This is a genomic window from Nocardia sp. Tas62D01 (assembly GCF_055232035.1).
On the sequence record NZ_JBUYUZ010000001.1, the window covers coordinates 3401721 to 3425877 of the forward strand.

Below are 24157 nucleotides of genomic sequence, written 5' to 3' on the forward strand. Positions count from 1 at the left end.
TATCGTTCAGCGCCCTCGCAAACCGGCGTCGAGCACCGCGCGGGCAATGGGCGCGGCCACCGAACCACCGGTGGCGGCCAGCGCTCGGTCTCCGCCGTTCTCCACGATGACCGCAATCGCGATCTTCGGGTTCTGCGCGGGAGCGAAAGCGATGTACCAGGCATGCGGCGGGGTGTTGCGCGGATTGCTGCCGTGCTCGGCCGTGCCGGTCTTGGATGCGATCTGATACCCGGATTGGCCGTGTCCGATGGTGTTGTCCTCCGACGCGATCATGAGGTTTGTCAGCGACGACGCTACCTGGGCGCTGACAGCCTGGCCTACTGAGACGGGCTTGGTCTTGGACAGTTCGCTCAGATCCGGTCCCTGCAACTGATCGACCAGGTACGGCTCCATCCGGACACCGCCGTTGGCGACGGTCGCCGCGATGACCGCGTTGTCCAACGGGGTAAGCGCCACATCGCGCTGTCCGATGCTGCTCTGGCCCAGCGCCGGGTTGTCGGGAATCGTCCCGACGGTGCTTTCGGCGACCGGCATCGGGATGCCGCGGTGCGCGCCGATCCCGAACGCGGCCGCCTCGTCCTTGAGGTTGGGGGCGCCGACCTTGAGTCCTAACTCGACGAACGCGGTGTTGCAGGACATCCGGAATGCGTCGTAGAGCGACGCGGTCGGACCGCTGCCACAGGGGGAGCCGTTGTAGTTCTCCAGGGTGGTGGTGGTGCCGGGCAGCGTGATGGTTGGCGCGGCGGTGAACTGGTCCTCCGGGGTCGCGGTCCCGTTGGCCAGCGCGGCCGCCGTGACGACCACCTTGAAGGTCGATCCCGGCGGATAGGTCTGCGAGACAGCACGATTGAGCAAAGGCTGCCGCGGGTCGGTGCTCAGCATGTCCCATTCCTTGGTGCCGCTGGCACCGTCGTGCCCGGACAACAAGTTGGGATCGTAGCTGGGTGTGGAGACCATGGTGAGGATCTTGCCGGTGCTCGGTTCGATTGCCACCACCGAGCCGGTGTAGCCCTTACTGGTCAGCTGGTCGTAGGCGACCTGCTGCATGGCCGGATCGAGGGTGGTGAGCACGTTGCCGCCGCGCGGATCGCGACCGGAGATCATGTCGATCAGGCGGCGCCCGAACAGCTGGCTGTCGGAGCCGTTGAGCACCGAGTCCTCGGCGCGCTCCAGGCCGGTGCTGCCGTACTGCATCGAGTAGAAGCCGGTGGCCGGTGCGTACGCCTCCGGAGCGGTCGGGTAGCGGCGCAGGTACTTGTAGCGGTCCGCGGTGGCGACCGAGTTGGCAAGCACCGTGCCCCGTGCGGAGATTTGCCCGCGCTGGCGCGCGTACTCGTCGAGCAGCACGCGGGTGTTGCGCGGATCGTTGCGGTAATCATCAGCCTTGATCACCTGTACATAGGTGGCATTGATCAGCAGGGCGACGATCATCAACATCACCGCAACCGCGACCCGCCGTAGGGGTGTGTTCATTCCTGGGGCCCCACTTCCGATCGGCCCGATTCAGATTTGCGCAGCATCTCCGTCGGCGCATCCGCGATCGGTGCGGGCTCTTTCTTGCGGATCGGCGCGGGGGCGCGGGCGGCGTCGGAGACCTTGATCAGCGACGCCAGCAGTGCGTAGTTGGCCAGCAGCGACGAACCGCCGTAGGACATGAAGGGGGTGGTGAGACCGGTCAGCGGAATGAGTTTGGTGACGCCGCCGACGACGACGAACAGCTGGATCGCGATTGTGAACGAAAGCCCGGCGGCCAGCAGCTTGCCGAAGCTGTCGCGCACGGCGAGCGCGGTGCGCAGGCCGCGCACGATGAACACCAGGAACAGCATCAGCACCGCGGCCAGCCCGATCAGGCCGAGCTCCTCGCCGATGGTGGTGATGATGAAGTCGGTCTTGGCGAAGGGCACCTGCGAGGGTCGCCCGCTGCCGAGGCCGGTCCCGGCCAGGCCGCCGGTGGCCAGGCCGAAGAGCGACTGCGAGATCTGGTAGCCGGTATTGTTGTAGTCCGCGAACGGATGCAGCCACGTCTGGGTGCGCACCCGCACGTGGCTGAAGGACTGGTAGGCGAAGAAGTACCCGACCGCTAGCAGGCCGCCGCCGATGATCAGCCAGCCCACCCGCTCGGTGGCGATGTAGAGCATCACCAGCACCGTGCTGAAGATCAACAGCGAAGTGCCGAGGTCCTTTTCGAAGACGAGCACGCCGATGCAGACGATCCAGACCACCAGTATCGGGCCGAGGTCGCGGGCGCGAGGGAACTCCATACCGAGGAAACGGCGACCAGCGGCGGTGAACAGATCGCGCTTGGCCACCAGCACCGAGGCGAAAAAGACGATGAGCAGGATCTTCGCGAATTCACCTGGCTGCACACTGAATCCGGGCAACCTGACCCAGATCTTGGAACCGTTGGTCTCCGAATAAGCGCTGGGCAGCAATGCCGGAATCGCCAGCGCGACAAGGCCCATCAGGCCTAGGGTGTAGCTGTAGCGGGCCAGCGTGCGGTAGTCGCGAAGCACGGTGAGCAGCGCGATGAACACGACCATCCCGAGACCGGTCCACATGATCTGCTGGTTGGCATCGGGGGAGGGGACGGCCGCGGAGTTGTATTGGGCGCTCTGTGCGTCGGCGAGGTCGAGCCGATGGATCAGCACCAATCCGAGCCCGTTGAGCAGGGCCACGATCGGTAGTAATAGTGGGTCGGCGAACGGCGCGAAGCGGCGCACCGCCAGATGGGCCACGCCGAACAGGGCGAAGAACGCCAGGCCGTATTTGGCGATCTCCCAGGTGATCGACTGCTCCTGACTGGCCTCAACCAGAAACAGGGATGCGGTCGTGATGACCACCGCGATGGCAAGTAATAACAGTTCGGTATTACGTCGGGTGGACGGCGGCGGCGCAGGAGCGAATCCGCCCGGGGGACTGGGAAAGGCCCCAGCGGACGGCGGTGCCGGTGCAGACATCAGTCCGTCACCCGGCAGGTCTCCCCCGCGATCTGGGGGTTCGGCGCCGTGGTCGCCGTCGGCGCCGTCGGCTCCGACTTGGTCGGCGTCTTGACGTCGGTACCCCTGGCTTCACCCGGATGCGGATCGCCGCCCGGCGGCGGGTTGTCGGCGGTGGGCGGCGCGGGGGTGCCGGTCGCCGACGGCGGCACAGCAGGCGGGACGACCCCCGGCTGCGGTGCCTGCTCACGTGCCGGGCAGGGCGGCAGCAGCTCGTCCTGCGCGAGGACCTTCATCTGGTCCTTGGCCTTGTCCAGCGAGGTCGGCGGCAGTCCCTTGTCCACCTGGGTGCGCCCGGTGGGCTTGAGGTCGGCCGCCTTCAGCACCCGGCACCCGGTGGGCAGGTCCTTGCCGGGCTGCTCCAGGGTCAGCTCACCGGAGGTCTTCACACAGCCGACCAGATCGACCTCGTGGATCGAATACCCGAGCACCGAACCGGGCAGCCCGCGTAGGATCACCACTTGGGCGCTGTCCGCGGCGACGTAGTAGTTGCTGCGAATCATCTTGTAGCCGACCAGAAGTCCGACACAGACCGCCACCACCAACGCGACCGCGAGCAGGATCCAGCGCAGCTTGTGCGACTTACCCTTCGCCGGCGGCTGCAGGGTGGGAGCGGCGCGGCGCGGGGCGGCGCGGGGTGGACGCATGGCGGCCGCGCGTCCCGCCGCGGTGTTCGGCGGCGGGGTGTCCTCGTCCTGACCGGAGGCGGCGCCCGCCACGATCGGATGGCTCTGCCCGTAATCGAGATCGATGACATCGGCGACGACGACCGTGACGTTGTCCGGTCCGCCGCTGCGCAACGCGAGTTCGATGAGCCGGTCGGCACATTCGTCCTGCGTGCCCTCGCGCATGGTGTTGGCGATCGTCTCGTCGCTGACCACATCCGACAGGCCGTCGGAGCACAGCAGATAGCGATCCCCGGCACGCGCCTCGCGCATGATCAGCGTCGGCTCGATCTCGTTGCCGGTGAGGGCACGCATGATCAGTGAGCGCTGCGGGTGGGTGTGCGCCTGCTCGGCGGTGATCCGGCCCTCGTCCACCAGTGACTGCACGAACGTGTCGTCCCTGGTGATCTGAGCTAGCTCGCCACCGCGTAGCAGATAGGCGCGGGAGTCGCCGATATGGACGAGGCCGAGTTTCTTGCCCGCGAATAGGATCGCGGTGAGCGTGGTGCCCATGCCATCGAGTTCGGGCTCTTCCTCGACATGATCGGCGATCGCGGCGTTGCCCTCATGGGTGGCCGCGTCGAGCTTGCCGAGCAGATCGTCGCCTGGCTCGTCGTCGTCGAGATGCGCTAGGGCCGCGATCATCAGTTGGGAGGCCACCTCGCCCGCGGCATGGCCACCCATGCCGTCGGCGAGTGCGAGCAGCCGTGCGCCTGCGTAGACGGAGTCCTCGTTGTTGCCTCGGACAAGACCGCGGTCGCTGCGCGCTGCGTAGCGGAGAACAAGTGTCACGATCGCAGCTCGATCACTGTTTTGCCGACACGGACGGGGGTGCCGAGTGGAACTCGGACTGCGGTAGTGACTTTCGCGCGGTCGAGATAGGTGCCATTTGTCGAGCCGAGGTCTTCGACGTACCAGTCGTCACCGCGCGGGGACAGTCGTGCATGCCTGGTCGAGGCGTAATCATCGGTGAGTACCAGCGTGGAGTCATCCGCACGTCCGATCAGCACTGGCTGGGTGCTGAGCGAGATGCGGGTGCCGGCGAGTGAACCTTGAGTCACCACAAGATATTTGGCGCCCTTCTGGCCTCGGCTGAAGGAAGGCAGCACCGCGGAACCGCGTGCGGCCCTGGGCTGGATCCGTATGCCGGATGCCGCGTAGATGTCGCTGCGCAAGGTCCGCAGTACCGCCCACACGAACAGCCACAACAGCAGCAGGAACCCCGCACGGGTCAATTGCAAGATCAATCCCTGCACGGCATTCCACCTCCTGTTCGACCGTGTACGTCGGCGCCGTAGGCGCTGGTTCGCCCCACCGGCTTGCTGGTCTTGCCGGCCCCGAGTCTGGTGCCGCGCGTGTTGGCAGCATCATAGGGCCGTCTGCCGATTCCGATCACGATACGACCGCAGAATCCCTGATGGCCATGTCGTGACCTGCATCGCGAGCTTACGGGATCAGACGATACGGATCAGAATCTCAGAATGCCCGGCGCGGATCACATCTCCGTCGGCGAGCTGCCAATCCTGCACGGGGGAACCGTTGACGAGCGTGCCATTGGTGGAACCCAAATCCGAGAGCATCGCGGTCTGGCCGTCCCAGCGGACCTCGATGTGCCTGCGCGAGACACCCGTGTCGGGCAGCCGGAAGTGGGCGTCCTGGCCGCGGCCGATGATGTTGCTGCCTTCCCGGAGCTGGTAAGTGCGGCCGCTGCCGTCATCCAGCTGCAGGGTGGCGGAGTAGCCCGAACCGGCCTGTGCGCCACCGCCGTACGCGGGCGCCGCGTAGCCGGGCTGTTGCGAGTATGCCTGGCCGTAGCCGCCCTGGTCGGCGGGCGCGGCATAGCCCGGCTCGCCGTAACCCGGTTCCTGGTAGCCCGGCTCGCCGTACCCCGGCTGGGCGTACCCCTGCTGGCCATAGCCTTGCTGCTGACCGTAGCCGGGTTCCTGGTACCCAGGTTCGCCGTAGGCGGGCTGGGCGTACCCCTGCTGGCCCTGGCCGTAGCCCGGCTCGCCGTAGCTTTGCTGGCCGTAGCCGGGCTCCTGGTAGCCGGGCTGGCCGTAGTCCTGCTCGGCGTAGCCGCCCTGCTGGCCGTAGCCGCCGCGATCGCCGTAGCCCGGCTGGCCCTGTTGGCCCTGTTGGCCCTGTTGGCCGTAGCCGGGCTCCTGGTAGCCCTGTTGGCCGTAGCCGCCTTGACCACCCTGCTGGTAGTCGTAGCCGTTCTGGTAGTCGCCGTAACCCTGCTGTGAGTCCGGTGCCTGGTAGTCGGAGCCACCGGCGTACGGCGCGCCACCACGGCCGTAATCCTCGCGGTACGCACCGTTTTGCGGACCGCCCCGCCCGGCGGGCGGTGGTGCGTACCCGCGGTTGCGTGGATCGGACTCCGCGGGCTCACGGCTTGGGTCGTAGCCTGAGTTCTGCGTCATGGGGCCAGCTCCTGGTTGCGGGTTTGCAGGTCGTTGTGGCGTGGGCTCGGGGCGGTGAGCTGGTGTGGCTCGACGACCGACGTCGGGGTCGACCCGGCCGCTGGCCCTGAACTGTCCGGTGTGCAGCGTAGGTGATGCCGCGAATGCCACGTGTACTTCACCGTAGGTCTGCCAGCCTTGCTCGCGGATGTAGTCCTGTAGATGTTTGGCAAAAGCCCGTGTCGTGAGGTCGTGATCGGCGATGAGTTGCTCGTGGTCGGCCGAGTTGATGGTGATCACATAATTGTTGGGCGCCAACTGGTGGCCGCTACCCAGATCCTGGATGTGATCGGCGGCTTCGCGTTGCAGCGCCGCCTCCACCTCCTGAGGTATGACGCCTCCACCGAAGGCTCTGGCGAACACGTCATCGACGGCGCCCTGCAGGCGACGCTCGAACCGTGAAACGATGCCCATCTCGGCCTCCCTTCGGTGAGCGTCTCTTCTGATTCATAACAACGACACACGAGTATGGCGTGTCGCGTATCGACCACGTTCATTGCATGATATCCACGATCGTCCGCACCTGTAACTCCTGGAAATCCCAGCAGGTTCCCTATGGTGTCCAGCCCGCCCACAATGGCCGCCCGGCGCCGATTTCGTGTCCCGCAGATGTGCGTGATACTGTCTCCCAGTCGCTCGGGCGAGTGGCGGAATGGCAGACGCGCTGGCTTCAGGTGCCAGTGTCCTTCGGGACGTGGGGGTTCAAGTCCCCCTTCGCCCACAACGAGTGCGACTGGTCAGGGATAGAATCATCGTAACTTCCTGACCAGCCGTCAACGTTCCGGTCAACATCTTGCATCCCCAGTGGATGTCGGCGCAGTCACCCTTTCCTGGAGCTGCGTTCCCACTCCTTGTCCGTGCACCCACAAAGACGGCTCGACCGTGTGGAAGGTGCCCTCCCGTCCGGGGAACAAGCCCACCGTTTGAGACCTTCGATGGGTTCGACTCCGCCCAGCGGTCCGCCGACTGGAACGAGAAGGTCAGCGCCATCGAGGCGCTGCGCATCCGGGAGACCCAACGGTCCGCGCGCCTCCCGACGCCGTCACCCCCGGTGACCCGGCCGCACGACCCGCGTCCACTGGCCGTAACGACACCTCCACCACCTCCCCTGATCCCGGACCCCGGCGTGCTTACGCCCGTCGATCCACAACGCCTGCACCTGCCCGGCCCAACGCCCCTGTTCCGGCGGTGGCGCCGATCGAGGCACCCGTCGGCACGCTGCGTGCGCATCGGTTCCGTCGTGATCGGCCGCCGGGACTGGCTGAGTCCTGAGTAGGGCGAACAGATCAACGACCCCGTCGCGGGCGCGGAAGCGGGCCTAGCGCAAACGCTGGATTCGTCGGGCTTCGAACCGTCGCGCTCGGACCGCATCGCCGCCGACATTATCGGCTCCACCGCATTCGGCGCCGTGGCTGTGGTCAGCCCGCTCGCGGTGGTCGGAGCAGTCATGGGGGCCGTCGGCCTCGTCGTCGGCTTGCCGTTCGCACCGGTCGGACTCGTGTGGGGCCCGATGCTCGCCACCGGCCTCGCTTACACGGTGATCACTGCCACTGCCGCCACCGTCGGTGCAGCGGTCGGTGCCGCCCAAGGCATGTCCGCGCCGCCGACCGTCCTGGCACGCTAACGGAATTCGCGCGGCAACGCTCGCTTCCCCCTCGCGGTGAGATCCGCCCGGGCCGTGCGGCAGAACAGGATTGCCACCCGACGAATCGGTGACGTTTGGTTCGATTTCATATCGCGCACAACTGTGTACCCAGGAAGACCCGGCTTCGCCCGAGTCTTCCTGTTCGAAATTCATGCCCCACGCTCGGCACCCTCGACCGGGTCGGGTGCGGTGGCGGCGCCGCCGAGCGCGGGCGGCTCGCCCACGTGAACGGTGCACCGGCCCAGCCTTGATCGAAGGCGACGCCACAGCTCACGTCACCTACCGCCGCATCGACACCAACCAGGCCGACGGTGCACCGCCGACGCATCTTCCTCGGTTCGTCCGCCCGGTTAGTAGCTAGCGGCATCAGTCGGGCTCAGCCAGGTCGACAGCTGCCGCGGGCCTGGCATCTCTGCCGATCCCGAATACGAAATGGTGACTTGTCGGTCCGGTACATGAAATGAATCCACCGGCCGCTTCCTCAGGCCGCCGGGCTTTCGCACTGACCAGCCCTGCCACAGGGCGCGGTCGGTCAAAGGCGTATCTCTGGCGACGAAGTACACCGTTGCTTCGCGAACAGCATTCTCTACCGGAGATCGCGCACCGACACCACGATAATCGACACGGCTCCGACTGCCGCGGCTATCGGCGGCGCGCACTTATACCAGCTGACGCTCTTCGAGGCTGAGTTCGTGGACCCGGCAAGAAAGCTGGATCGGGCACCAGCGTTATCGCCAGGGGTGAGCCGATGTCGAAGCAGTCGACGCGAAACCAAGAACGTCAGGAGCACCCACAGGCAATCCCACGTAGTGATGTCGGCTCGGTCGCTAAGGGCTTGTCCGTCTCTAGCGGAGGCCAACAGCGTCCCGACGGCAGCGGGAACAGATATCTCGAAAGCCGACACGTCTTTCCGCAGTGCGTGCCGTACGGGAGCAGCCTCGGGCGCGGATTCGGCCGTAGCTGGTTCGCCGGCCTGGTTCGCCGGTGGAGATGCATCGCCTCGCGCTACAGCTTGATCTGGACCCATTGGCCGACTGGGAGAACTCGGTGCAGCGGTAGCCTCGGCGGCGGAGTCTTTCGGGGTGGCGAGACTGCGGGCCAGTGCTGCAAACCAATCCGCGACGAACTGGGCAGGCGTCTGGCCGGTTTCGGTGACGGATTCCGATACATAGGCGCCGTGGCGTGCGACAACATCCTGATATCTCACCCACGTTGCGGGTTCGAGGAGCGCGGCGTTGTCTGCGACGGCAAAGGCGACCGCGTCGAACGCTTGTGTCACCAGGTTCCGGGCGGGTTCGATCGGCACCGATGGGAATCGCGGGCCGGTAACTTTTTCCGTGAGGAGGGCAATGCCGTCCAAAGGTCTATTCTCGCCGACGCTGAGAATGTCGGCGACTTCGCTCGGTTCGAGTGTTACGCCTACTACGGCGAGCAAAATATTGAGCGCGACGGTAGCCACTTTGAGCAACGCCGCCTGCGCGTCGGGACCATAAACCGGCACCCGCGGGTCCGAGGCTTCGGCAAGGCGCTGGCTCAACGTCCTTTCGGACGTCAGCGTCAGTGTTCCGAGCGTGTTGCCGACCAAGTCATGGCTTGCCACGGCGGCGGCCGTCTTCACGGTTGTCGCGACAACGGCTTGAATGATCGAGGACAGTGCGGTGAATGGATGGAGGGGGGACAGCAGTGCCTGGCCGATGATGTTCGTCAACGCGTGCAGTATCGGTGTGCCGGTGGGTGCGTCGCAGGTGAGGTCTTCTGCAATGCATAACGAGGCCACGCGTCCGGTGAGCGCGCCGAAGTCTGCGGCAATGTCTTGTTGCGGTCCGATGCCACCGCCCGCCGGCATCGTCTGTGCAACTGGTGTCAGCCCCGCTAATGCTGTTCGGTCGGTGCCGGGCGCGGGGGCGGGGGTGAGCTGTCCCGGCGCGCCGGGGAACGCTGGCGCCCCCGGGTCACGGGTCGGGTCGCCGAAGAGTGCGGCGCCGGCTATCTTGTCCGGTGCCACCACACCGTGTCCGAGCCCTACTTCTCGCAGGAACAACGAAACAACGTGCGCCCCTTGTGAATACCCCAGCAAAGCCAGGCGAGTGTTCTCGCATTTGTTGCTGATCGCGCGGGCCATGCTCCGCAGCTCGTCGAGTCCGGCGGAGACCGATTGCGCGTATGGCGGCGTGGCAGCGCCTGGCACGATCCCGCCGAACGCCGCGGGATAGGGCACGTATGCGCGATCGATCGCTCCGGGCTGCGAAATGCTGGCCAGCAATGGCGCGAGAACGTCCGACAGCAGGCCGCTGTCGACGGTGGGCGATGCGCTGAGAGAGGACTGCCCTGTGCCCTGAACACCGAGGGTGTACAGGGCCGGGCAGTCGGTCGGATCGAATTCCGGAGCAGCGGTGGACGGTTGGGCGGCGACGGTGCCGGTCGCTGCGATGACGGTACACACTCCGGTTACGGCGAGTGCTTGAGCTATCTTCCTCGACACAACGATCCGTCCTCTCACCGACTCGAGCGTTCACTTGGACTTGCCGCACTCCACGTTCATCCCGCTGCGGTTGTCATAAACCCCTAGAGCAGGCCGCCGCTCAGAACGTGGAGTAGGTCTCCAGCGACGGTGAGAAGTCCTGTGACGATGTTGATTACGGGCTGGAGGATCATTCGAACAGCCTCTCGGTTGATCATCTTTGTATCGCTGCTGCGTAGTGAATTGTTTGCGGCCCGACCCCCGACCGACTGTTTTGAGACTGTCGGGGGTCGGGCCGCAAACCAAGCATTCGTGTCAGAGCAGCGCGTGGACCAGAACGCTGATGACACCGGTGAGAAGGTTGCCCACGACCGGCAGCAGACCGCTGAGGAGACCGCCCATGTTTGTTTAACCTCTTCCTGTTTGGTGATTGGTGGTGCCCCCAAGGAAGGCCTCGAGGGTGCTTGCGTGGTCGCCCGCCAGAGGAGGGATCGCGCACTGTTGCGAACCGCTGATACTTCCGTGGCGAGACTCGACCGTGACACCGCGCGCCGCTGCAGCAGCAAGCAACTGGCGCGAGCATCGCTCGCGCCCGTTACATCGGCATCGGAAGGTACTTCGTAGGCCGCTCGAACCCGGATGGGTTAATTTCTGGCATCGGCTTGTCAGGGGTTCGCTCAGGTTTGGAATTCAACCTTTTCGAAATGGCAGAGGGTCGTGTGTAATTCGCGACCGGGCCGACCCATCCACTGTTACCAGTTGGATCGAAGACAGACCGTGACATTGATACGTCTGCCGTTCAACGGCGAAGGGAAACTATTGACATGGCCGTCCAACTCGCCCCGGACGCATCCGGTCGGGCGATTGATCGTGGCTGTAGCGACGGTTGTGACCGCCACATTCCTGCTGATATTCAATGGGGTGGCGTCAGCGGTCCCGCCGCCCCCGGTCTTGTTAGGGACGACCGCGCCCTTCGCGATATTGGCGGGCCAGACGGTCACCAATACCGGCCCCTCGGTGATCACCGGTGATCTAGGGCTCTTCCCGGGGTCCTCGGTCACCGGCTTTCCGCCGGGAATTGTGGTCGGAACGCAACACGTGACCGACGCGGTCGCGGTCCAAGCGAAATCAGATCTGGTTATTGCGTATAACGATGCCGCGGGTAGGCCCCCGGACGCCACTGTTGGTGATCTGACCGGCCTAACTCTGGTCGCGGGGGTATACAACGCGCCTACCGCCATGAGCCTGACCGGGACCGTCACCCTCGATGCGCAGGGTGATCCCAACGCGGTCTGGATCTTCCAAGCGGGATCTACGTTGATCACGGGAACGGACAGCACCGTCAGCGTCATCAACGGGGGCTCAATGTGCAACGTCTTCTGGCAGGTGGGTAGCTCCGCGACACTGGGCGTCAGGACTACCTTCGTCGGAACCATCATGGCGTTGACCTCGATCGCGGTGCAAACCAATGCCACCGTGGATGGACGGGTATTAGCACGCAACGGCGCGGTCACCCTGGACGACAACAGGATCACCCGACCCACCAACTGCCCTATTTCACCGCCGCCGACCACGACGACAGCGCCGCCGACCACGACGACGACAGCGCCGCCGATAACCACCACCGCCAACGGCGTCCCAATTGTTCCGATTCCCATTCCGATTCCGATTCCGATCCCCCTTGGTCCTCCGGGTGGATGGGGTATTCCGGGTCTTCCGGGTGGATGGGGTGGACCGGGTGTACCCGGTGGTCCCGGTGGGGGTGGACCGGGTGGTCCCGGTGGACCGGGTCTTCCGGGTGGATGGGGTGGACCGGGTGGACCAGGTGGGGGTGGACCGGGTGGACCGGGTGAGCAGGGTGGTCCCGGTGGACCGGGTGGACCGGGTGAGCAGGGTGGACCGGGTGGACCAGGTGAGCAGGGCGGTCCCGGTGAGGGCGGACCTGGCGGTGGCGGGTACATCATTCCCAAGGGGTATCCGGAAACGGGTGCGGGTGGTACTGCTCCCCACGCCAATGGCAGTGTTCTCCTCCCATACGTCGCAGGACTGGCCCTGGCCGGGTCGGGTGTAGCGCTAGGTCAGGGAGCACGGTTGCGCAGGCGGCAGGGATGAGCGACCTGGGCCTCGAGGCAACGGAAGACCCGGGCTGCGAGGCAACGATAGGCCGGGCACGACGCAGGCGGGTACTGGCAGTAGTCCTAGTGCTCATTGCTCTGCTTATTGCTGCGGTTTTCCTCGCCCTGCACGGCAATCGAGTTTCGGGGAGTCCGCAGCTCGGACCTCCATCTGTGATAGGCACCGTGCCGACGCCCTCCAGGGGGGCGTCTGGCCCGGAGCCTGTTGCGCTGCGGATCCCCACGATAGGAGTGGACGAGTCACTCGTCACGCTCAGGCTCAATCCCGACGAAACAGTCGAAGTGCCCACCGATTTCGACAAGCCGGGGTGGTATAAGTTCGGGCCGTCTCCGGGCCAACTGGGTTCGGCCGTGATCTTGGGGCACGTCGACTCCGACAAAGGCCCGGCGGTGTTCAACCGGCTAGGGTCGCTCCACGAGGGAGACTCGGTGGAGGTGAGTTTGGCCGACGGCAGCGTCGCCCAATTCAGTGTCACGAAGGTGGAAACCTACCCGAAGACCGAATTCCCGGCTCAGGAGGTATACGGATCGCACGGCTACGTCGCCCTCCAACTGGTCACCTGCGGAGGGGAATACGATCCCGAAACCCACAGCTACCTCTCCAACGTCGTTGCCTACACTTCTCTGGTCGCGATCACACCCCCGGCAGTCGGAGCCACAGGTCAGAACTAACCTAAATGGGTGCGGGCGCCGGATTCGAACAACGCGGTGTGCAGCAGCCACGCCGCTTCCAGTTCGATGACGCCGCCGAGCAGGTCGAGGAATACGCGGCAGAACTCGAGTCCGTGTGCGGGGGTGCCGGGCGGTTGGAGGTGATGGGCGAGTTCATGCAGGACCACCAACTCCCGCAACGCATCCCGAGACGGCCAGATACCGCGATGGTCGCGATCGCGGGCTCGTAATGGGCGCGGGCATCACCGGCGCGGGCCTGTACCCGCGCCGGGAACACCGCTCGCGGCCACCATGCACGAACCCAGTCAGCGCCGGCACCCGGTCGATGTAATCGCTCACCGATTTCAGCGACGTCATGCGCCGCTCCACCGGCACCGTGATGCGGGAGCTGAACACGTCAAGCGTGTGGTCGGCCGTCGTGTCGGCCTGATCGAGGATGTACCGGGGGAGTTGCTCGGCGTTCTTGGATGCGATGCCTGAGTATTGGCATGCGCAGACCGAATTCTCTCCGGCGTCGATGCCCGTCACAGCGAAGTCGCTGCCCTGCTCGTTGGTGACGTGTATCGGGACATCGGGGCGGTGCGGATCACGAAGGCGTGGAACACACTACCGGTCAACTCAGGTTGGGGCGCCGAAGGCCAAGCGGGGCGTGCGGATGGTGAACGTGCCCTTGGAGACCGTGGAGCTGCTCGACCTCGACTGGCCGAAGCACGAGCCGTTGTCCGCACTGGTGAGGGTGGGGCTGGTGAGTAACTGGCAACTACTACCAGCAGGCATTCCAGCCGGCGCTACGCGCCCTTGCTCGGATCGGCGACCACGGCAACGTGATCGAAGACAGGCTCAACGGGAAGCGGCCGAGCCGTATACTTTGCCGCATATCTGGCGGCGGCTGCTGGGCGGGGTGCCGATGTTCGTGGTGTCCCTCGAGGCCCGCCACGACTCCTATGACACGACCGGCAATCCGGCAGCCATCCCGAAAGGCGGTTTCTGGTGAGGTTCGAGAAAAGGTCGTGGGCCCAGGCACTCAAACCGGACGGCCCAGCCGCGGTGATCTGTATCCGCCTGCTGGTCGGAATGGTGTTCCTCAGCGAAGGGATCCAGAAATTCCTGTATCCCAACCAGTTGGGGCCGGGGCGGTTCACCCGGATCGGGATTCCCGCAGCGACCTTCTTCGCCAACCTCGACGGCGTGGTCGAGATCGTCTGCGGGACTCTCGTCATCGTCGGGCTGTTGACCCGGCTGGCGGCGATTCCGCTGTTGATCGACATCTGCGGCGCAATCATTCTCACGAAGGTCCCCGAGCTGCGCTCGGGTGGTTTCCTTGGTGTCCAAGGGTTTTGGGGTATGGCCCACGATGCCCGTACCGACTTCGCGATGCTGCTGGGACTGATCTTCCTGCTGCTGACCGGGCCCGGTGCATGGTCGCTCGACGCACGAATGGCCCATCGCGCCACAGCAGACCCCGGCATACGTGAGGTGTCGTGAGGGTGCTCCGTGGGGAGCCCCACGGTGCGGTATGCCCAGTGACGTTCGAAGGTGGGCTATTACTCGCCAACCGTGGCTGATCAGGTGCAGTGGAACAGTGCCATGAACCCGAAGTCCTTGTGGAGTTACGAATGACAGTGCGGCAGTGACAAAGCGGGTTGGTCGGCGACGAAGTCGATGTCCATCGTCTGGTAGCAGCCGAGCAACGCGACGTCTTTGAGCAGTCCGGCTGTTGGTGTTCCGGCGATGTCGGTGAGCTCGAAACTGTTCTGCCTGGCCTGTCTGCCGATCTCGGCAGCGGTTGTTCGTATCGAGGGCACCAGAATCCTTCGGGGCGAGGGATGTTCACGAATGGTGACGTCACCGCCGACAGCGCGCTGCGTGGCTATGCTACAAACAGGTAGCCGAAGAGTAGCGGCGCGCTGTCATCGGCATATTAGTGCGTCGAGGTCGGAGCCGCGATTTCGCAAGACCACGCGTCGAGAGGTGTTAGAGGATGTCCACGTGGACGATCGTCGGAGCCGTGGGAGTACGACCGTCGCCGCTACGCGGTCACACAGGTGAGCGATGTCGCCGAGCGAGACGGATTCGGTTGGAACTTGCCCCGACCAGCTCGAGTGGGCCTAGATTCGCCCGGCTCGGCCGGCTGACGGCGTCAGCTTGATCGCGCTGTGCCGACCCGGTAATCGCCGCGGCCCGACGGGGTATCCGGGGTACCGGAGGATGGATCGGCGTGTTTCGGGCACATTTCCAACTATTTGCGCCAAAGTTGCTATGTGTTGTTGGTATTTGGGTGAGAATGAGATCGGTCAAGCGAGTACGTCCCAATCAACCACTTTTTGGAGGGAACTCACATGGCACAGGAAACAGCCACCGATGTGAAGCGCGACAGCGCCCAGGACATGCGTGACCTCGACATGATGCGGCTGCGTATCGATGAGGCGCGGCAGGAAGCGCAGAGCGCTCGTCAGTACGCTCAGCAGGCGCAGAGTCTTGCCCGGCAGTCGCAACAGCAGTCGCGTCAGGTTCAACACCAGGCGCAGGTGGCACAGAACGAGGCCAGCCAGGCCAACCAGCAGGCCCAACAGGCCCGCCAATCGGCGGTCCAGGCGCAGAACCAGGCCCAGCAAGCCCAGGGCGAGGCCGACCGGGCACAAAGCCAGGCCCAGCAGGCGCAGGGCGAGGCCAACCAGTCCAACCAACGGGCTCAATCGGCGCAGGATCAGGCCGACCAGGCCAGCCAGTTGGCCCAGCAGTCCGAGGATCAGGCCACTCGCGCCCAGGACCGGGCCGGGCAGTGGGAAATGCAGTTGCATCAGATTCGTCAACAGGTACGCCAGAGCTAGGAACGCCAACCGCCGATTTGCATGGCGGTCGATCACGTGTCGACGAGAGGGACCGCCTGGGTGGGTGTGTCCTTCTCGTCGACCGGTGAAAGGTGTAGCGGATGAGCGAACCGCCTGAGCCGCAGGCCGATGTCGAGGTGATCGTGCCGGAGGCGATGAGCGTCGGCGTCTACGCCAACGGGTTCACCTGCTGGTACAACCGGACCGACTTCACCGTCGACTTCCTCGTGTATTTGCCGGAAGATCCTGGACTCGACGAAACCGGTGAGCCGGTGGCGCGTCAACCGGTCCAGGTGGTCTCACGGGTGAAGTTCCCGCCGGCGCTGATCTTCCGCCTGATGCAGACCTTGAACGACAGCATGAGCAACTACGAGCACCAGTTCGGTGCGATCGTGCACCTCGGAGAATGACCCGATTAGGAGAAACAGGATGCCCGCATCCGGTCCCATCACCATCGTCGCAGGCCCACACGACCGGGCCGTCGTGACCGACCCGTCCTTCCGCTACCGACCCGACAAGATCGAGGGCCGCCGCTACAGGACAACCGCCACCGCCCCACAACCGCCACACAAACCCGCAACCGAATGACCACTGTGCGATTCGGGAGCACGAAACCTGTAGCGTCGCCGCCTATCTCTTTCGTGTGGGGACTGTAAATAGCTCCTCTGTCAAGCGGCGGCGGCGGTTTCGGTGGGTTGCTGGTCGGCGAGCATGGCGCGAAAGACGACATCGGAGAGCCTGCGCTCGAGGATCCGTAACGCTTCCATTCCGCCGTCGTTCGTTGGCCTTGCGTCTGGCCAGCAGCGCCCGGGCTTCGGGGCGGCAGCGTGCCTGGATGAGGGCGATGCGGTGGATGGCGGCGTTGATCTGCCGATTTCCCGTGCGCGACAAGCGATGCCGTGCACGATTGGATGGCCGGTCGCCGCCGCCCGTAGTCGCGACGATGCGCACCGGTCCGGCCAGGGTTCCGGCGGTGGCGTGATCGACGAGCAGTGAGTCGCGCCGTGCCTCGGCGAGTTCTAGCTCCAGCTTTCGGCGCGAGCCCGTTCGGACAGTCGCTCGACGGTGCCGGCGAGGGGGTGCCTTCAATGCTCGGAGGTCGAGGTCGAACATGTCGGCCAGGCTGCGTTGTTCGACCGGCGCGACCGCGATCAGGCGCCTGGACCGGCGCATGTCGGCGGCTGCGGCCGCGTGAGCGGGGTCGGCGATGGTCTGGTGATCTGCCCAGCAGCGGCGATGCCGGGCCACCTCGCTGCCAACCCGGTCACAGGGTCGACAGGCGGCAATGCCGGCATCGGGGCCCGGTCGGCTTCCCATCGGTCGACCGGTCTGCACCCGAGTCTGCGGTGATGGCGGTGATCACCAAGCCCTTGGCTTCCCGATCGGCGAGCCAGCACTGAATCACCTTGATACCCAACGTTCCACGGAACGGTTCATGGACTCGGTCAACTGCGGCTTCCCGCCCCGCCACTGCCCAACAGGAACTGTGTTGCCGGGAGCCCGGCTCCCCTGTTTGCCGATGTGGTTTTACAACTTGTAGCCGATCTGGCGCAGTAGCTGTCTGCGGTCTGCCTGGTCGTCGGCATTTTCTACGCTCAGCGGCGCGGACCCGTCGATCACTCCGACGATTCCTCTGCCCAGCTCGGTCTCGGCAATCAACACTTCCACGGGGTTGGCTGTGGCACAGAAGATTCCGCAAACTTCCGGGACGTGCTTCACCGCATTGAGCACATTGACCGGGTAGCCCTCGCGTAGAAAGACGATGAACGAGTGTCCCGCGCCGACTGCGACAGTGTTCTTCGTGGCGAGCTCGACCAGATCATCGTCGTTGCCGGAATGGCGGACCAGGCGCGGTCCGGACGCCTCGCAGAATGCCAGCCCGAACCGCAGGTGGGGACCGATCCCGACCAGCGCCTCGTGCAGGTCCTCGACGGTCTTGATGAAGTGGGCCTGTCCGATGATGACGTTGAGATCGTCCGGCTTGTCGATGCGCACCGCGGTTAACTCCACAGGAACATACTGCGCCTCACTGATGTGGATTCACAGCACTTTGGCACCGATTTCCTCGCGCAGCCTCGGGCGTCGATCGGAGCCCGGGGCATAGCTGCGCAGCGGCTCCGGAGAGCAAGAATGAAGTTGCGCTGGATCACCTTCGGTCATGTCGAGGCGGACGAATGCGGGCGATGAACCTCTTCCTCGCTGCCGCGCCGCATGCGCAGGTGGCCACGGTGAGGTCGGCTGCCTTGTCTCGATCGACGATGCGGATCGGCTGCCGCGCCGGTTGGCCGACGGTGAGGTCATCGATCTCGGTGACCGTCGAGTACGGCATCTGGATACTCCGCACGCACCGCCGCAGGGCTATTCGTCGAGCCTCACCCTCGAGAACTGGGGTCATTCGACCCACACAATGCGGTGCGGCGCCGTCGTAACGACGACGCCGCTGTGCGGTCATACCAATTCGGGTACGCGCAGGTGCGCGAGCGCCAACTCGAATTCACAGACGTCGACCACCTCGATGTCGGCTTGCCGCGTGATCTTCTCCCGCAGGGACGTAGCCTGCTCGCGGTTGCGCTCCATCGCGTCGGCGCTGTCGAATGTGACACACGAGACGCCACGCCCGGATGTCCGGTCGATCATCAGGCTCGCGCTGCAGAACCCCTCGAGCCTTTCCATTTCAGGCAGGGATTGGGACTTGTAGACCTCGATCGCCGAGTCGAGTCGATCCGGGTCGGTCTCGAGCCAGATCGCGTGCGCACAGGCACCCTGCCGTGAGTGGTGGTCACGATGCAGGACGGCAATCTCCCATTCCTCGACCTGTGCGCTGCCGCCGAACATCTCGGCGACGCGATCCCGAATCGAGCGAACCCGGTCCGCGCTGTCGTGCATCGCGTCCTCGGATTCCCACGCGGTTGTAGTGATGCACCGGCCGGACTGCCGGTCGACCAGCAGCGACAGCCCTATATAACCGGGTATGCCTGCCAGCTCGGGCATCACTTCGTCGCGAACGTGCGCAATCCCGGCATCGATAGCGGAGCGTTGCGCCTGAATAGTGGTAGAACGTGCGAACACGATCCACCCCCTTTGTGCTCAGGGCAGCGCCCCGGCGGCGCCACCGGTGTCCCCCACACTGCTCCGCCTCAGTCGTCGTGGCAATAGCGGGTAGCCGCTCACACGCGCTGCGCAAAGTGGCCGTGATTTTACGCGCCGAGTACCGCCGTCGTGGTCCCCTCCCGCACGTGACAGCGTCGTTCGCTGTTGCGGGCAGGTTCCGCCCGCCCACTTGTTCCGACCCAACGGCCTCCGGGCGTCCGACGCGACCTGCCGGCGCGGCCCCCGAGAGCGGTTCTGCCGCATCACAGCACGGACGATAATGCTGACGCCGTTGCGTGCCTTCGTGGCTGGCCTTTGAGACATCCCAGGGCTTAGCTTGTCAAGCTGCGGCTTGTTGATCTTGGGTGTGGTGTGTCCAGGCGGTGGTCTCGTTGTAGAGGGTTCCGGATTTGAGGCAGCCGTGGAGGATGCCCACGAGCCGGTTGGCGACCTGACGCAGGGCGGCACGGTGGGCTAGGCCGCGGGCGCGTTGCTTGTCGTAGTAGGCGCGGGCTCCCGGCGATACGTTGAGCGCACTGAATGCTTGGGCCATCAGCGCGTCGACGAGCCGGTCCTGGTGCACGAACCGGGCCGCGACGACCTTCATTTTCCCCGAGGCGCGGGTGATGGGGCTGGTCGCGGCATAGTTCTTGCGGGCCTTGGCGCTGGCGTAGCGGGTGGGGTCGTCCCCGAACTCGGCGAGCACCCGGGCGCCGAGGATCTTGCCCAGTCCTGGCTGGGACAAGATGATCTCAGCGGCCGGGTGCCGGCCAAAATGGGCCTCGACCTCCCCTTGCAGGACTTTCACCTGCTCGTCGAGGGTGGCCAGGACCGCGACCGCGGCGCGGGTCCCTGCCGCGTAGGCCGCCGCGATGACCTGGTTGCGGCCCAGCTGCTCGCTGCGCAGGATTGCCTGGATACGGGCGGCTCTAGCGTCGAGGTCGCCGCGGCGGCCGGCCCGCTTCAGCGCGGCCCGGATCTGGTTGAGCGACAACCGCGCCGCGGCGGCCGGGTCGGGTGCCTTGCCGAGCAGCTCCAGGGCGTCGGGAGCGTCGAGGTCGTCGAACGCTTCCAAAGCGGCGGGGAAGTACTCCCGCAACGCGTACCGTAACCGCTGCGTGTGGCGGGTGCGTTCCCAGATCAACGTTTTATGTGCTCGCGCAACAACTTTCACCGCTTCTGCGGCGGGACTGTCCCCGGCGACCGGACGCAACTGGTGCGCGTCGGTACGGACCATGTCGGCAAGGGTATGCGCGTCGGCGGCATCGCTCTTCGCACCCGAAACGCTGCGGCGTTCCCGGAACCGGGCCGCCTGCAACGGGTTCACCGCGTACACCGTGTAGCCGGCCGCGATCAACGCCGCGACCCACGGGCCACGATCGGTTTCGATCCCGATCCGTACCTGCGCGGCATCGGCGTCGTCGCCGAGGTGTTCACCGATCATGGCGTGCAGCCGGGTGATCCCGGCGATCCCTTCCGGTAATCGAGCCTTGGCCAGCCGTTTCCCGGCCTCATCCATCAGCTCGACATCGTGGTGGTCCTCGGCCCAGTCATCACCGACCAGCAGCACAGCTGTTCCCTCTTCATCGTTGTCGGACACCAAATCCGGCAGCGTGCGGGAGAACGTCGGCGACCTAATGAATCGGTGCTCACGCCGTCATGCGGCAGGCACGACATCCCATCAGCGATCCATTTCTCCCGGCCGACCGGCAGGGGCACGATCTCAAAGCAGGACTCGAAGTCCGGGGCGAATCAGTGCTCACCTACCAGCCGCTACCAGTAGCGAGTCTGCCCGATCGACCGACCCGCTACATCTCATTAGGAGGAACGCTCGCCGTTTGTCGTGGAAGCCGTGCTCGTCATGGAAGATGTCGCGCGATACGCGTTCGAGTTCGTACCCTTCGCAGGCGTCCAAGTCCACCGGCCGGCGGCCGTGTTTGGTCGCGATGATCCTCGACCACCGATCGGGCCGCGTGTACTCCCTGACGAACTGCGTCAGCCACTGGTCGACATCGGCGTTGGGTGCGATCTGGTCGATGAGTCCCAGCTCGAGCGCGGTGACGGTGTCGATGGGTTGACATTCGGTCAGCAGGTGACGCGTGGCTGTCGCGCCGACACGGCGGGGCAGGGTGTGCGTGTGTAGCTCGGAGCCGAACAGCCCTAACGTCTGGTAATGCGGGTTGAGCACGACGCGGTTGGTGGCTACCACGACGTCGGCGCCCAGGGAGAGCATGACTCCGCCCGCACCCGCGTTCCCCGTGAGCGCTGCGATCGTGACCTGGTTCGTGCAGGCGAGGATCGCACGGCACACGGCGTTGATGGCCAGCAAATTTTGCCAGGTTTCGACGGCCGGATCTCGGGCGAGTTCGATGGCGCCCAAGTGGATTCCGTTGCTGAAATATGGGCCATCATTCTGGAGGACGAGTACTTTCGTGTCTTGCCGTGCCGCGTGGGCAATTGCCTCCGCTAGTCGTCGGCATTGACTGGTTCCCATTGCGCCGTTGTAGAAGTCGATGGTTAGGTTTCCGATTTCGCCGTCGCGTCGGTACCGGATCTCCCGATAGGTCGAGGCCGGGTTGGTGGGTACAGAGGTGATGGGTAGTCCGGCTGTGGCCAGTACCTGGACGGCCGGACCTTTGCACGAGAGTTGTTCACCTACCGCGGATCTCAGGTGGCCGACCCAGATGCTCCCGTGGCGGGTGGCGACCTCGAGCGCGTGGTGGTGGCGTCCGATCACCGTGCCGGGCAGGGCCTCGACGGATGTCTGTCGGCCGAGGCGGGCGTCGTAGACGAACACCGCATGACCGGCGATTGTCGCGGCTGTGCCGGGCATCCCGTCCCCGGCGTGGATGAGCCGCAGGATGGCCTCGTCGCCGTCTGACCAGCTGATCTGTCTGTCGCGCAGCCGCATTACCGGTCGTGTGCGAGCATGCCCGACCGGTCGCGGCGCGTCCTGCTGGGCGAGCGGCTTGAAGGTCGGATCGAGGGCTTTGTCGACGGTCTCGAGGATGCAGGCGATCGCTGCGTCAGCGACGACAGTGTTGTACACCTCGGTCTTCCGCTCGAGCGGTAGTGGGAAGGTACGCGACGCCCAGATCGGGCCTGCGTCCATTTCCTCGACCGCGGATAGTGCGATGACGCCCCAAATGGGATTGTCCTCGGCGATCGCCCAATCCAGCGAGCTGGGGCCGCGATCACCGACCGGGCCGGGATGAACAATGACGCAGGTCCACTTTTCGTGAATTGATGCCGGTATTTTCTTCGTCAAGAACGGACAGACGATGAGGTCGAATTCGTTGCGCTCGGTTGCCGCCTGCATGTCCGCTTCGCAGGCGACCACTTCGGTCCGTACTCGACGCCCCGATCTGCGCAGTGCGAGCGCGGCTCGTTGCGTCAGTCCATTGTCGGCGCTGGTGAGGATTAGCACATGCTGTGTCATCTTCACCCGTCGATGATTCTCCGACACCGGTGCGCAAAGCAATGCATTTCGCCCGAAGCGCGCTTCGGGCGGCGCCGACGCGCCGCAACGCGTGGTGTCGCGGCCACGGTCGTGCAACGTTATGGCCGGCCTTGCGGTCGTAGCGGATGTTGAGCCGGTGATAGCCGGTCAGCCAGGAGATGGTGCGTTCGCAGCGGTGCCAGCCGAGGCAGTACGTGGAATTTTCGAACCCGCCTTGCCGCGGTCCACACCGCTCGGCCCGGTCATAGAGCCCCCCCAAATGCTCGCACCGACGCCGCGTCGGCGTTGCTGACCTGACGACCGCACTACTCCTCCACTACCGTGACTTGACGAAACCAGAGCCCGATCGGTGGGAGTGAGCGTGTCGTTATCGACGATCGAGAACACCGTAGTGCCGGCCTCGGCATGGACAGCGCCAGTGCGCCGCACGATTCCCGCCGTCGTGTTCTGGACTATCTCCGTGCTGGGCATGGTCGCCGGTGGGTACTACGTCAAGCAGGTCCTCGACGCGCCGCTGGTGCTGATGCACCTCAAGGATCTCAGCGTTTACCAGATCGCCGCGAACCGAGTGGTTGACGGCGCTTCGGTCTATGACACACCGCTGCTGGGCAACACTCGCGGCGTCTGGGAGTTCGTCTACACGCCGTTCGCCGCGCTGCTGTTCGTGCCGCTGGTCGGACTCCGGGGTGACCTGTACACCTATGTCGGCGCGTTCGGCGACTTCGCGGTGCTGACCGCGGCGGGCTGGGCGGCGTTGTCGATGCTCGGCTACCGGCGGGACCTGCGGCTGGTGATGTTCGGCCTGCCGGTCGCCGGGCTGCTGCTGTGGTGCGAGCCGGTTCGCCAGACCATGGCCTTCGGGCAGATCAACATCTTCCTGCTGCTGCTCGTGCTAGCGGATATGGCGCTGCCCGACTCGTCGCGCTGGAAGGGCGTGCTGACCGGCGTCGCGGCCGGGATCAAGCTGACCCCCGCCTTCTTCGTGATCTACCTGCTGGTCACCGGCCGGTATCGGGCCGCCGTGACGGCGATCGGCGCGTTCGTCACAACCGTACTCGTCGGTCTCGTGGCCATGCCCAAGGACTCGTTGACGTTCTGGAGCGGCGCGTTCGCGGACCCCGCTCGCGTGGGTGTGCCGGAGAACCCGGGAAACGAGTCGCTGCGAGGCATGCTCGCACGGACCATTGGCGTCGAGGGCGGTCACCAATTGCTCTGGCTGGCAGGCGCGGCCGCCATCGCCGTTGTCTGCCTGTTGCTGGCGCGACGGCTGTCGCTGACCGGACACGAACTGCCCGCGGTGGTGCTGTGCGGACTCACCACCACCGCGGTGTCGCCGTACAGCTGGGTGCATCACTGGGTCTGGCTCGCTCCGCTGCTGATCTACCTGACCGACCTGGCGTTGCGCAGGGGCGGTGTCGCCGCGCCGATCGGACTGGTGGTGGCGCTCGCGGTCGCGTCGGGTGGTGTGCTGGCCTTATTCGACCCCACGAGGAGCAGCATCCTCGACTATCCCTCGCAAAGCCACCTCGGCGTGTTCTACCACAACGCGTACATCTGGCTGACGCTCACGCTGTTCGGGGCCGCCGCCACGCAACTGCGGCGCTCCGCAGTCCGGGAGGGTGAAAGTCACGACGTCAGGCGAACTACGGTCCGCTGAGTCGACAGGCCGTCAAGGTCGGTGGGCAGCGAGTCGCCGAAGGAGGCCGACAAAGCTCCTGTGCCCGTGGGGACATCAACCAG

The 24157-nt window shown here is 65.3% G+C and carries 22 protein-coding genes, 1 tRNA gene and 1 pseudogene; 11 read left to right on the forward strand and 13 right to left on the reverse strand.

The genetic code is table 11. The features are described from left to right. Positions 1 to 6: 6 nt before the first annotated feature. From ACV7NQ_RS16555 to ACV7NQ_RS16575, 5 genes are all read right to left on the reverse strand, one after another. Positions 7 to 1473, reverse strand: coding sequence for a peptidoglycan D,D-transpeptidase FtsI family protein (locus ACV7NQ_RS16555; protein ID WP_463360487.1), 1467 nt, complete (start codon positions 1471 to 1473; stop codon positions 7 to 9). Beyond that, a complete protein-coding gene (locus ACV7NQ_RS16560) occupies positions 1470 to 2957 on the reverse strand; it encodes an FtsW/RodA/SpoVE family cell cycle protein (RefSeq protein WP_463360488.1) in 1488 nt (495 codons plus the stop codon). Before ACV7NQ_RS16560 ends, ACV7NQ_RS16555 begins: the two co-directional genes overlap by 4 nt. After that, positions 2957 to 4453, reverse strand: a complete 1497-nt coding sequence (locus ACV7NQ_RS16565; protein WP_463360489.1) for a PP2C family protein-serine/threonine phosphatase — start codon at positions 4451 to 4453, stop codon at positions 2957 to 2959. Before ACV7NQ_RS16565 ends, ACV7NQ_RS16560 begins: the two co-directional genes overlap by 1 nt. Next, positions 4450 to 4917 (reverse strand): FHA domain-containing protein FhaB/FipA, encoded by a 468-nt coding sequence (locus tag ACV7NQ_RS16570; RefSeq protein WP_364904974.1) that lies wholly within the window; start codon positions 4915 to 4917, stop codon positions 4450 to 4452. Before ACV7NQ_RS16570 ends, ACV7NQ_RS16565 begins: the two co-directional genes overlap by 4 nt. Positions 4918 to 5115: 198 nt before the next feature. Continuing rightward, positions 5116 to 6537 carry a DUF3662 and FHA domain-containing protein gene (locus ACV7NQ_RS16575; protein ID WP_463360490.1) on the reverse strand — a complete coding sequence of 474 codons (1422 nt, stop codon included), beginning with the start codon at positions 6535 to 6537 and terminating at the stop codon, positions 5116 to 5118. A 224-nt stretch (positions 6538 to 6761) separates the two neighbouring features. On the opposite strand from ACV7NQ_RS16575, the gene ACV7NQ_RS16580 reads away from it, so the two are divergent. Both ACV7NQ_RS16580 and ACV7NQ_RS16585 read left to right on the forward strand, forming a co-directional pair. Further along, positions 6762 to 6844 (forward strand) — tRNA-Leu (locus tag ACV7NQ_RS16580). 726 nt (positions 6845 to 7570) lie between these two features. Beyond that, a complete protein-coding gene (locus tag ACV7NQ_RS16585) occupies positions 7571 to 7747 on the forward strand; it encodes a hypothetical protein (RefSeq protein ID WP_463360491.1) in 177 nt (58 codons plus the stop codon). 607 nt (positions 7748 to 8354) lie between these two features. Here the strand turns inward: ACV7NQ_RS16585 and ACV7NQ_RS16590 are convergent. Beyond that, complete coding sequence (locus ACV7NQ_RS16590; protein ID WP_463360492.1) at positions 8355 to 10250, reverse strand: cutinase family protein; 1896 nt, start codon at positions 10248 to 10250, stop codon at positions 8355 to 8357. Between the two features lie 996 nt (positions 10251 to 11246). On the opposite strand from ACV7NQ_RS16590, the pseudogene ACV7NQ_RS16595 reads away from it, so the two are divergent. From ACV7NQ_RS16595 to ACV7NQ_RS16605, 3 genes and pseudogenes are all read left to right on the forward strand, one after another. Continuing rightward, positions 11247 to 11705 (forward strand): annotated as a pseudogene (locus ACV7NQ_RS16595) (ice-binding family protein); the annotation flags it as partial. A 217-nt stretch (positions 11706 to 11922) separates the two neighbouring features. Further along, on the forward strand, positions 11923 to 12300 hold the full coding sequence (locus tag ACV7NQ_RS16600) for a hypothetical protein (RefSeq protein ID WP_463366109.1): 378 nt from the start codon (positions 11923 to 11925) through the stop codon (positions 12298 to 12300). Positions 12301 to 12337: 37 nt separating this feature from the next. Continuing rightward, positions 12338 to 13036, forward strand: a complete 699-nt coding sequence (locus ACV7NQ_RS16605; RefSeq protein WP_463360493.1) for a class F sortase — start codon at positions 12338 to 12340, stop codon at positions 13034 to 13036. Here the strand turns inward: ACV7NQ_RS16605 and ACV7NQ_RS16610 are convergent. Then, the gene (locus ACV7NQ_RS16610) at positions 13033 to 13206 is read right to left on the reverse strand and encodes a hypothetical protein (RefSeq protein ID WP_463360494.1); all 174 of its coding nucleotides are present in this window, start codon (positions 13204 to 13206) and stop codon (positions 13033 to 13035) included. The two genes, ACV7NQ_RS16605 and ACV7NQ_RS16610, sit on opposite strands and share 4 nt — an antisense overlap. A gap of 488 nt (positions 13207 to 13694) precedes the next feature. Between ACV7NQ_RS16610 and ACV7NQ_RS16615 the strand changes: the two genes are divergently transcribed. Beyond that, the gene (locus tag ACV7NQ_RS16615; RefSeq protein WP_463360495.1) at positions 13695 to 14030 is read left to right on the forward strand and encodes a hypothetical protein; all 336 of its coding nucleotides are present in this window, start codon (positions 13695 to 13697) and stop codon (positions 14028 to 14030) included. After that, entirely contained in the window at positions 14027 to 14521 is a 495-nt protein-coding gene (locus ACV7NQ_RS16620) for a DoxX family protein (protein WP_463360496.1), read from the forward strand. Before ACV7NQ_RS16615 ends, ACV7NQ_RS16620 begins: the two co-directional genes overlap by 4 nt. Before the next feature lie 125 nt (positions 14522 to 14646). On the opposite strand, the gene ACV7NQ_RS16625 is transcribed toward ACV7NQ_RS16620, so the two are convergent. Continuing rightward, a complete protein-coding gene (locus tag ACV7NQ_RS16625) occupies positions 14647 to 14841 on the reverse strand; it encodes a cupredoxin domain-containing protein (RefSeq protein ID WP_463360497.1) in 195 nt (64 codons plus the stop codon). Positions 14842 to 15375: 534 nt separating this feature from the next. On the opposite strand from ACV7NQ_RS16625, the gene ACV7NQ_RS16630 reads away from it, so the two are divergent. The 3 genes from ACV7NQ_RS16630 (at position 15376) to ACV7NQ_RS16640 (ending at position 16455) form a co-directional block, all read left to right on the forward strand. After that, positions 15376 to 15867 carry a hypothetical protein gene (locus tag ACV7NQ_RS16630; RefSeq protein ID WP_463360498.1) on the forward strand — a complete coding sequence of 164 codons (492 nt, stop codon included), beginning with the start codon at positions 15376 to 15378 and terminating at the stop codon, positions 15865 to 15867. 101 nt (positions 15868 to 15968) lie between these two features. Then, entirely contained in the window at positions 15969 to 16277 is a 309-nt protein-coding gene (locus ACV7NQ_RS16635; RefSeq protein ID WP_463360499.1) for a DUF3467 domain-containing protein, read from the forward strand. 19 nt (positions 16278 to 16296) lie between these two features. Continuing rightward, a complete protein-coding gene (locus tag ACV7NQ_RS16640) occupies positions 16297 to 16455 on the forward strand; it encodes a hypothetical protein (RefSeq protein ID WP_463360500.1) in 159 nt (52 codons plus the stop codon). A gap of 939 nt (positions 16456 to 17394) precedes the next feature. On the opposite strand, the gene ACV7NQ_RS16645 is transcribed toward ACV7NQ_RS16640, so the two are convergent. The 5 genes from ACV7NQ_RS16645 to ACV7NQ_RS16665 form a co-directional block, all read right to left on the reverse strand. Beyond that, positions 17395 to 17877 carry an adenosine-specific kinase gene (locus ACV7NQ_RS16645; protein ID WP_463360501.1) on the reverse strand — a complete coding sequence of 161 codons (483 nt, stop codon included), beginning with the start codon at positions 17875 to 17877 and terminating at the stop codon, positions 17395 to 17397. A 136-nt stretch (positions 17878 to 18013) separates the two neighbouring features. Continuing rightward, entirely contained in the window at positions 18014 to 18196 is a 183-nt protein-coding gene (locus ACV7NQ_RS16650) for a hypothetical protein (protein ID WP_463360502.1), read from the reverse strand. A 119-nt stretch (positions 18197 to 18315) separates the two neighbouring features. Continuing rightward, positions 18316 to 18936, reverse strand: a complete 621-nt coding sequence (locus tag ACV7NQ_RS16655; protein WP_463360503.1) for a hypothetical protein — start codon at positions 18934 to 18936, stop codon at positions 18316 to 18318. 361 nt (positions 18937 to 19297) lie between these two features. After that, positions 19298 to 20527, reverse strand: a complete 1230-nt coding sequence (locus ACV7NQ_RS16660; RefSeq protein WP_463365473.1) for an IS110 family RNA-guided transposase — start codon at positions 20525 to 20527, stop codon at positions 19298 to 19300. Positions 20528 to 20716: 189 nt separating this feature from the next. Continuing rightward, complete coding sequence (locus ACV7NQ_RS16665; RefSeq protein WP_463360504.1) at positions 20717 to 22396, reverse strand: enoyl-CoA hydratase-related protein; 1680 nt, start codon at positions 22394 to 22396, stop codon at positions 20717 to 20719. 382 nt (positions 22397 to 22778) lie between these two features. Between ACV7NQ_RS16665 and ACV7NQ_RS16670 the strand changes: the two genes are divergently transcribed. Beyond that, positions 22779 to 24074, forward strand: a complete 1296-nt coding sequence (locus ACV7NQ_RS16670; RefSeq protein ID WP_463360505.1) for a glycosyltransferase 87 family protein — start codon at positions 22779 to 22781, stop codon at positions 24072 to 24074. The last annotated feature ends 83 nt before the right edge of the window (positions 24075 to 24157 follow it).

Excerpts from the sequence above, each read along its gene's own strand:
- ACV7NQ_RS16555 (WP_463360487.1), bottom strand. The coding sequence starts at position 1,473 with ATGAACACACCCCTACGGCGGGTCGCGGTTGCGGTGATGTTGATGATC.
- ACV7NQ_RS16560 (WP_463360488.1), bottom strand. The coding sequence starts at position 2,957 with ATGTCTGCACCGGCACCGCCGTCCGCTGGGGCCTTTCCCAGTCCCCCG.
- ACV7NQ_RS16575 (WP_463360490.1), bottom strand. The coding sequence starts at position 6,537 with ATGGGCATCGTTTCACGGTTCGAGCGTCGCCTGCAGGGCGCCGTCGAT.
- ACV7NQ_RS16585 (WP_463360491.1), top strand. The coding sequence starts at position 7,571 with ATGGGGGCCGTCGGCCTCGTCGTCGGCTTGCCGTTCGCACCGGTCGGA.
- ACV7NQ_RS16605 (WP_463360493.1), top strand. The coding sequence starts at position 12,338 with ATGAGCGACCTGGGCCTCGAGGCAACGGAAGACCCGGGCTGCGAGGCA.
- ACV7NQ_RS16630 (WP_463360498.1), top strand. The coding sequence starts at position 15,376 with ATGGCACAGGAAACAGCCACCGATGTGAAGCGCGACAGCGCCCAGGAC.
- ACV7NQ_RS16635 (WP_463360499.1), top strand. The coding sequence starts at position 15,969 with ATGAGCGAACCGCCTGAGCCGCAGGCCGATGTCGAGGTGATCGTGCCG.
- ACV7NQ_RS16640 (WP_463360500.1), top strand. The coding sequence starts at position 16,297 with ATGCCCGCATCCGGTCCCATCACCATCGTCGCAGGCCCACACGACCGG.
- ACV7NQ_RS16650 (WP_463360502.1), bottom strand. The coding sequence starts at position 18,196 with ATGCCGTACTCGACGGTCACCGAGATCGATGACCTCACCGTCGGCCAA.
- ACV7NQ_RS16665 (WP_463360504.1), bottom strand. The coding sequence starts at position 22,396 with ATGACACAGCATGTGCTAATCCTCACCAGCGCCGACAATGGACTGACG.